Here is an 8796-nt window from a genome sequence, read left to right as displayed (position 1 = left end):
GCCGCCCTCACCGGGCTTTGCCCCCTGGGCCATCTTGATCTGAATTTCATCCGCGTTGGTCAGGTACTCACTGGTAACACCGAATCTGCCCGAGGCCACCTGCTTAATGGCGCTGCGCAGGGAATCGCCGTTCGGCAGGGGCTTGAAGCGGGCCGGATCTTCCCCGCCCTCGCCCGTATTGCTCTTGCCCCCAACGCGGTTCATGGCGATAGCCATGGTCTCGTGCGCTTCCTTGCTGATCGAACCAAACGACATGGCCCCGGTCTTGAAGCGCCGGCAGATGGACTCCACCGGTTCGACTTCCTCTAGCGGCACGGGCGTCCGGTCTTTTTTAAAGTCCAAATACTTGCGCAGCGCGTTTTTCTGGCCGTCGACCTGCGCCGAGTACTGCTTAAACAATTGAAAGTCACTATTGCGGCAGGCTTGCTGCAATAGCGCGATAGTCTCCGGATTGAACATATGCTCCTCACCGTCATGCCGCCACTGGTAAGTGGAGCCGGGCTCCAGTGCGCCGTCACTGCCGGGCGAGAAAGCCCTCTGGTGGCGGAGCACCGCCTCACCGGCAATTTCAGCCAGCCCGACTCCGCCCACGCGTGAGGCAGTCCAGGTAAAATATCTGTCAATTACCGACCGGTCAATCCCGATAGCCTCAAAAATCTGGGCTCCACAGTAACTCTGAATCGTGGAAATACCCATCTTGGAAGCAACCTTGACCACACCCTTAATAGCGGCCTTGACGTAATTCTTCAGGGCTTCCTTGAGTGTTATACCGTCCAGCATTCCCTGTCGGCACATGTCTTCCAGCGTTTCAAAAGCCATATACGGATTGACGGCGCTTGCGCCGTAGCCCAGCAGCACCGCCAAGTGATGCGTTTCACGCGGTTCCCCCGATTCAAGCAGCAGGCTGACCCTGTTCCGGTTTCCCGCCCGGATCAGGTGGTGATGCAACCCCGCTACGGCAAGCAAGGCCGGAATGGGCGCGTTTTCCGCATCCACACCCCGGTCGGATAAAATCAGCAGATTGGCGCCGCCGGCAATGGCCCGGCCGGCCTCATGGAAAAGGTTCTCCAGCGCTTTTTCCATGCCCGGGCTTCCTTCCGCCACTTTGAACAGGATGGGCAAGGTTACTGTTTTAAAACCGTCCCTCTGCAGGTGCCGGATTTTCGCCAGCTCTTCATTGGTCAGAACCGGTGCTTTCAGCCTGATCCGGCGGCAGCTGCCGGGTTCCGGCTTAATCAAGTTCTTTTCGCTGCCAATGGTGGTCTCGACGGCAAAAATAATCTCCTCGCGAATGGAGTCAATCGGCGGGTTGGTCACCTGGGCAAACAATTGCTTAAAATAATTGTACAAAAGCTGCGGTTTATCCGACAATACCGCCAGCGGGGCATCATGACCCATCGCCCCCACCGGCTCAACCCCGTCTCTGGCCATGCGCTCCAGCACTTTAGAAAGGTCCTCATAAGTATAACCAAAGGCCTGCTGCCGCTTGAGCACCGTCTCAAAGTCCGGCGCCGGCACATGCGGAGCCTCCGGCAGTTGTTCAAGGCTCACCAGGTATTCGTCCAGCCACTTCCGGTAAGGATGTGCAGTCACCATGCTTGTTTTCAGCTCTTCATCGCTGATAATGCGGCCTTCTTCCGTGTCGACAAGCAGCATGCGCCCCGGGCGCAGCCGTTCTTTCAGGATCACATCTTCCGGCGGGATATCAAGCACACCTACTTCCGAGGCCAAAACAATGAGGTCGTCTTTGGTTACGTAATAGCGCGAGGGCCGCAGGCCGTTCCGGTCAAGCACGGCGCCGATGATCGCGCCGTCCGTGAAAGCAATGGACGCGGGGCCGTCCCACGGCTCCATCAGGCAGCCGTGGTATTCATAAAACGCTTTCTTCGCGTCGCTCATGCTTTCGTGGTTGGACCACGGCTCCGGAATCATCATCATGGCCACGTGAGGCAGGGAACGCCCTGAGAGCGACAGAAACTCGAAGCAGTTGTCAAACATGGCCGAGTCACTGCCGTCCTGGTCGATCACAGGAAAGACCTTCGCCATATCCTCGCCGAACAGTTCCGACTCGCACATGGCCTGGCGGGTATGCATCCAATTGATGTTGCCGCGCAGGGTGTTGATTTCCCCGTTATGGATCAAATAACGGTACGGGTGAGCCCGCTCCCAGCTGGGAAACGTATTGGTGCTGAACCGGGAATGGACCAGGGCCAGCGCGGTTTCCACAGAAGGGTCTTTTAGATCGAGATAAAACTCGGCAACCTGTTCAGAAATCAACATTCCTTTATAAACTATCGTTCTGCAGGAGAAACTGGCAAAATAGAAAGTTTCCCCTTCCCGCAGGCAGTCGCGGGGAATCTCTCTTTCCGCCCGCTTGCGGATAACGTAAAGCTTGCGCTCAAAAGCCATGATGTTTTTGATAGCCGGGTTCTTTTCGATAAAAATTTGGCGTATATATGGCTGAGCCAGTTTCGCGGTTTCACCAAGCGTATGGTTATCTGACGGAACAGTACGCCACCCCAGCGGGGTCTGGGCTTCTTCCCGGATAATCTTTTCCAGCGCCTGCTCGCACTTTTCACGCATGGCGGGATCTGTAGGCAGGAAAAGCATACCGACACCATAACTACCGGCGGGAGGAAGGTGGATACCCTCCTTGGCACACTCCTTTTCAAAAAAAGCATGTGGAATTTGCATGAGGATCCCCGCGCCGTCACCGGTATTCAACTCGGCTCCCCTGGCTCCGCGATGGTCCAGGTTAAGAAGCACGGCGAGAGCTTTTCGTACGATGTCGTTTGATTTTTTCCCTTTTATGTTCGCCACAAAACCGATGCCACAGGCGTCATGTTCGTACCAAGGGTCGTAAAGGCCTTGTTTTGAAGGTAATCCATTGATTTTCATGTTCTACAACCTTTCTGTCTCTCCGAATATAATGAAAAAAGTGATAGAAAAAGAAAAAGGCCTCATTACAGGCGTGCTAAAAACACCGTACTGTAATATAGGCCTCATTGCCAAACTTTAACTTGGATACACCGTTGTATCTTAATTTTCTGTTGTTATTTCTGCTGGTTAATTAGAGAAACTATACCAAAGAAGAATGAAGAGCATCCAAACATGAAATCCAGCCGATTATCTTCTATTAGAGATCGTTTATGCCGTTATGCCATTCTAACTCAACTTTCGCTATGTGAAAGCTGAGTTAGAAATTTTTACTGCCTCATTAATTTAAAACTTGGTCAGGTACTCCTCAATCTCCCAAGGGTGAACCTCAACGCGATAGCGACTCCACTCAATCTCTTTCGCCTCGATAAACCTGTTAAAAATGTGTTCACCCAGGGCTTCTTGAATTATTTTATCTTTTTTTAATTCTTGTACAGCCCCTTGCAGATTTTCGGGCAGGCTGCCGATACCAAGCTGCTCTCTTGCAGCCGGCGTCATCTCGTAAATGTTGCGGTTGCAGGGCGCGGGCGGCTTAATCCGGTTTTTAATCCCGTTAATACCGGCCTTCAGGCAGACCGCCATGGCCAGGTAGGGATTGCACGCCGGGTCGGGGTTGCGCAGCTCAATCCGGGTGGACTCTCCCCGCTTGGCCGGAATCCTGATCAGGGGACTCCTGTTGCGTGCCGACCAAGCTATATATACCGGCGCCTCGTAACCGGAAACCAGTCTCTTGTAGGAATTAACCGTTGGGTTCACAATTGCCGAGATCGCCCTGGCATGCTCCATCAGACCGCCCACATAATGAAGACAATCCTCTCCCAAACCGTCTTCGGCGACAGGGTCGTAAAAGGCGTTCTTGCCGTTTTTCATCAACGATTGGTTCAAATGCATGCCGGAACCGGAAATGCCAAACACCGGCTTGGGCATGAAGGTGGCGTGCAGGCCATGCCGCTGGGCAATGGTGCGCACTACAAACTTGAAGGTAACAACCTTGTCGGCTATATCCAGAGCTTCTGAAAACTTAAAGTCAATTTCATGCTGGCCCGGCGCCACCTCGTGGTGCGAGGCCTCTATCTCAAAGCCCATTTGCTCCAAAGTCATGACCATGTCACGCCGGGCGTTCTCCCCCAGGTCAACAGGCGTGAGGTCGAAGTAACCGGCCTTGTCGTGTGTAATTGTAGTGGGCTTTCCTTCACTGTCAACATGGAAAAGGAAAAATTCGGCTTCCGGCCCCACATTCATTGTGTAGCCCATTTCTGCGGCTTCCTGTATAGCCCTCTTCAAAACATATCGCGGATCACCCGTGAAAGGCTTACCGTCGTGATCATAAATGTCGCAGATTAAACGGGCAACCGCGCCTTCCTGGGGCTTCCAGGGAAAAGTCACAAACGTTGCGGGATCGGGCCGCAAATACATATCAGATTCTTCAATACGAACAAAACCCTCTATGGAAGAGCCGTCAAACATCAGCTCCCCTTCAAGGGCTTTATCCAGTTGCTCAACTGTGATGGCGACATTTTTCAAAATGCCGAAGATATCCGTAAACTGAAGGCGAACGAATTTAACGCCCAGGTCCTTGGCCAGATTACGCACATCGTCGTTGGTAAGCTTAGCCACTTATATTTCACACCTTTCTCTTTGCTGTCACCACGGTGCAATAAATTACAAAAAGACCCCACCACAGGTAATAATGCTAATTTTGCCTGTGCGTGAAGGCCTCATCGCCCCGTAGCGCGGTACAACACTGTACCTTTTTTTCTTTGGAACTAGACAAAAGTATATCATATTAATTTTAAAGTGTATAGTTAAAAAGTGTCCTTTCACCCGGAAATTTGGGGAAAGGACTATGAGGATGGTACATCTTGTATAGATTAGCATAAGTTGGACACCGGCGTTATGCTCCAGCAATACTTAGAACCTGGTCAGGTATTCATTTACCTCCCACGGATGGACCTGTACGCGGTAACTGTCCCACTCATGTCTTTTGGCCTCGATGAATTTTTCATAAACGTGCGGTTCCAATACATTTTTTATGACATCGTTCTTTGCTAATTCATCCAACGCTTCCGAAAGGCTGGCCGGCAGGCTGGAGATGTTCATTTCGTCCCGCTGCTCCGCGGTCATCTGATAAATATTTATGTCGGTAGGCGGGGGCGGCTGGATCTTGTTTTTAATCCCGTCGAGTCCCGCCTTCAAAGCAACCGCGATGGCCAGATACGGGTTGCAGGCCGGGTCCGGGTTCCTTAATTCGACACGGGTCGAATTGCCTCTCTTGGCAGGTATGCGGATCAGCGGGCTCCTGTTGCGCCCCGACCAGGCGATGTAAACCGGAGCCTCATAGCCGGGCACCAGGCGTTTGTACGAGTTAACCGTGGGATTGGTCACAGCCGCCATGGAACGGGCGTGTTTCATCAAGCCGCCGACATAGTGCTTGGCGACATCGCTTAATTGATCGGGAGCGGACGGATCATAAAACGCATTCCGGCCATCCTTGAAAAGCGACTGGTTCATGTGCATGCCGGAACCGTTGATGCCAAAAACGGGTTTGGGCATAAAAGTGGCATGCAGGCCATGCCGTTGGGCCGTGGAACGGACAACCATCTTGAAGGTCATAATCTTGTCGGCGACATCAAGGGCGTCGGAATATTTGAAGTCAATTTCGTGCTGCCCCGGGGCCACCTCGTGGTGCGAGGCTTCTATCTCAAAACCCATTTCTTCCAAGGTAAGCACCATCGAGCGGCGGGCATTCTCGCCAAGATCAACCGGGGCGAGGTCGAAGTACCCGGCGTCATCGTGAGTTTCCAGAGTGGGATTACCATCTTGGTCGATCTGGAACATGAAAAACTCCAGTTCAGGTCCCACCTGCATACTGTAGCCTATTTCCGCCGCCTCGGCCAGGACTTTCTTCAAAACGTAGCGCGGGTCACCCGCGAAGGGAGAACCGTCCGGGTTATAAACATCGCAGATTAAGCGGGCAACCCCGCCTTCCCTGGGCCGCCAGGGAAACATGGCAAAGCTTTTCAAGTCCGGCCGCAGGTACATATCCGATTCTTCAATCCTGGCAAAGCCGTGAATGGAAGAACCGTCAAACATCAATTCCCCCTCAAGCGCTTTATCAAGCTGCTCAATAGTGATGGCAACATTTTTCATCACACCAAGGATGTCGGTGAACTGGAGGCGGATAAACTTAACTCCCAAATTCCTGGCTTTATCCAGTAATTGTCCCTTTGCAGTTACCTCCATAACAACCACCCTTCAGAAAGTATTTTTTATGATAATAAAGAAGCCCATAATAGCAGATCAAGCTTAACCTCTACTATTATGGGCTTCTTTGCCCGGTCCGGCACAACCACGTGCGCGGTTTAACGTATCATGTTGATAAAGCCCGCAGATATTGAATGCTTACAGGTTATGGGCCAATATTATCGCCTCGGCCACCGCACGCATGGAAATCCGCTTATTCATGCTCTGCTTCTGGATGCGCTTAAAAGCTTCTGCTTCGGAAACACCCATTGATTCCATTAAGATACCCTTTGCCCTTTCGACAACTTTTCTTGTCTCAATCGTATTCTGAAGTTCCTGCACCTGGCCCTCAAGCTTAACTCTTTCTTGATAATTGGTCAAAGCCAACTCGACCGCCGGGATAAGGTTGAAGTCAAGTTCAGGCTTGACCAGAAAAGCAAAGACCTTAGCGTTCTTGGCTTTCTCAATCACATTTTGATGTGTGGACGAACTGATTAATACTACGGGAGCCAGTTTATCTTCATAGACAATGCGGGCCACTTCAAATCCATCCATACCTGGGAGGAATGCCTCGATGATAACCAGATCAGGCTGCCTCGTCCTGATCAGCTTTAAGCCGGTAAGACCATCCTCAGCCTCACCGATTACCCAGTAACCCATTTTAACCAGTATGGCTTTTACATTCTTTCTCCAGGCGGCATCATTATCGATTAGTATTACCCTTTGTTCTCCCATGGGCGCATACCTCCTGTTGCCGCTACATTCTTAATCTTTTCCGCCGGATATAAAAATGCCCTCTGGCAGGAATATTCACCTGATGAGGGCATCATTGCCTGGATTCTATAGATACACCCTTGTACCTATAATATAAAACAACTATAAAGTTATTATATAAAACTATGATTAAGAAGGCAACTGTTTTATTAAGGCTTAGCTTAAAATTTGCTCAACTTCTTCCGCGTCCGCGTCCATGACATAGCGGATGCCGGTAATTTCCGCGGCTTCCTTGGTCAGGGCGACAAGGTCATCCCTGGTGATATACTGGAGAGCAAACTTGCGGGCGCCGCACATGAATTGCCTTAAGCCCTGGGCCAGACGCTCGCAATAGCTGTAAACACCGATAGCGCCGGCCGGCAGGTTGTTAAAATCACTGCCCAGCTTGTTTTTCAACTCATTCGCGGCCACAAAAACCTGCTCCAGATTCGCGCCATATTTCTTGTATTCAGGCGGAACCTTGCCGCTCTTAATCGCTTCACCGACAGTCTTGCCGACCATGGCGGCGGTAAGAGGCGAACGGGCCATGCCGATCGCTTTGATGTACGGGGCTCCCATGGCCAGGCCTTTGTACATATGGTCTTCCAGGGTAAAGCCGCCGGCGATGGCCACCGGGGGAATAAAAGCTCCTTTGGCAGCCAGTTTATCAAGATACTTAACCAGGAGCGCCTGGATATATACCGTCGGGACGCCCCATTCGTTCATCATCCGCCACGGGCTCATGCCGGTGCCGCCACCGGCGCCGTCAACGGTAAGCAAGTCAATCTTGGCGTCGGAAGCGAATTTCACCGCCCTGGCCAAGTCCGCCGGCCGGTAGGCTCCGGTTTTGAGCATGACATGCTTGGCCCCGGCGTTGCGCAGGGCTTCCACACGGGCCATAAATCCTTCCTGGCTGACCATGCCAACCCGGGAGTGCCGCTCAAACTCAGTGAAAGCGCCTTCTTTATACGCCGCCTGGACTTTCGGATCTTCCGGATTGGGCAGCACGATATAACCCCGGCTCTTGAGTTGAAGCGCCCGCTCCAGCGTGTTCAGCTTGACTTCGCCGCCAATATCCTTGGCGCCCTGGCCCCACTTGATTTCAACGACATCGACGCCGAGTTTTTCCAAAGCGTATTCCTGAACACCAAGCGTAGTGTCCTCGACATTGGCCTGCACCGCGATAAAGCCCTTGCCGTTGTACCATCTCTGGAAGTCTTTAACCCGCTTTTCCAGGTTCGGCGAGTGAACAACACGTCCGTTCTTGATCTCCACATGGGGGTCCATGGCGCAGACATTCTCACCAATGGCGATACCGATACCCGAAATAGCAGCGCCGGCCGCCAGGTGATCCCAGTTGTCGGCGGCAACATTGGTGGACCCCATGGCCGCTACCACAATGGGCAGGTCCAGGCTGATCTTATTTACAGAGCCGACTTCAGTTTCCAGGCTTACGGCCGGGAATATCGCTTTATCGGAGTCAGCTTCGATACCGATCGCGCCGACAGCCGTACCCATAATGTTGAAGTGGGAGTAATCAACCGGATAATCCTTTTGCGAAGCCGAGGTAGTTTTCCCGAAAGGCTGCGGGTAGAGCACTTCTTTGCTGCGGACGGAAGATTTGCCGATCTCGCACAAACCCGGGCAGCCGTCCAGACAGGTTACACACATGCCGCTAAATTCACACTTGCTGTCTCCGGTGCGCAGCTTGGTTAAAGTAGCCGCGCTGGCATTAATGCCTTTACTGAATGTCATTGTACCATCCTCCTAAATTATCTCTCTCTTTTATTCTCTGTTCTTTGTGAAACATCGCCGGATTATAATTTGGTGGGTCCCCCTCCCTTCCAGTTCGTTAATCAGATA

5 protein-coding genes are annotated in these 8796 nt (G+C 52.1%); all 5 read right to left on the bottom strand.

Features of this window, described 5'->3' with window-relative positions; genetic code table 11:
• Positions 1-2898: glutamate synthase central domain-containing protein (locus A4E54_RS12375; protein WP_286726308.1), on the bottom strand; the 2898-nt coding region annotated here is incomplete at its 3' end.
• A gap of 324 nt (positions 2899-3222) precedes the next feature.
• Positions 3223-4554, bottom strand: coding sequence for a type I glutamate--ammonia ligase (gene glnA, locus A4E54_RS12370; protein ID WP_240081984.1), 1332 nt, complete (start codon positions 4552-4554; stop codon positions 3223-3225).
• A gap of 294 nt (positions 4555-4848) precedes the next feature.
• The gene (glnA, locus tag A4E54_RS12365; RefSeq protein ID WP_240081985.1) at positions 4849-6180 is read right to left on the bottom strand and encodes a type I glutamate--ammonia ligase; all 1332 of its coding nucleotides are present in this window, start codon (positions 6178-6180) and stop codon (positions 4849-4851) included.
• Positions 6181-6339: 159 nt separating this feature from the next.
• Positions 6340-6915: an ANTAR domain-containing response regulator gene (locus tag A4E54_RS12360; protein WP_240081986.1), complete on the bottom strand. Its 576-nt coding sequence runs from the start codon at positions 6913-6915 to the stop codon at positions 6340-6342.
• Between the two features lie 195 nt (positions 6916-7110).
• Entirely contained in the window at positions 7111-8688 is a 1578-nt protein-coding gene (locus A4E54_RS12355; RefSeq protein ID WP_240081987.1) for an FMN-binding glutamate synthase family protein, read from the bottom strand.
• Positions 8689-8796 lie beyond the last annotated feature (108 nt).

Source organism: Pelotomaculum sp. PtaB.Bin117 (genome assembly GCF_002067195.1).
GTDB lineage: Bacteria > Bacillota > Desulfotomaculia > Desulfotomaculales > Pelotomaculaceae > Pelotomaculum_D > Pelotomaculum_D terephthalicicum.
The sequence above is the reverse complement of the archived record's forward strand: the minus strand, read 5'-3'. Positions and strand labels throughout refer to the sequence as shown.

Excerpts from the sequence above, each read along its gene's own strand:
- glnA (WP_240081985.1), bottom strand. The coding sequence starts at position 6,180 with ATGGAGGTAACTGCAAAGGGACAATTACTGGATAAAGCCAGGAATTTG.
- A4E54_RS12360 (WP_240081986.1), bottom strand. The coding sequence starts at position 6,915 with ATGGGAGAACAAAGGGTAATACTAATCGATAATGATGCCGCCTGGAGA.
- A4E54_RS12355 (WP_240081987.1), bottom strand. The coding sequence starts at position 8,688 with ATGACATTCAGTAAAGGCATTAATGCCAGCGCGGCTACTTTAACCAAG.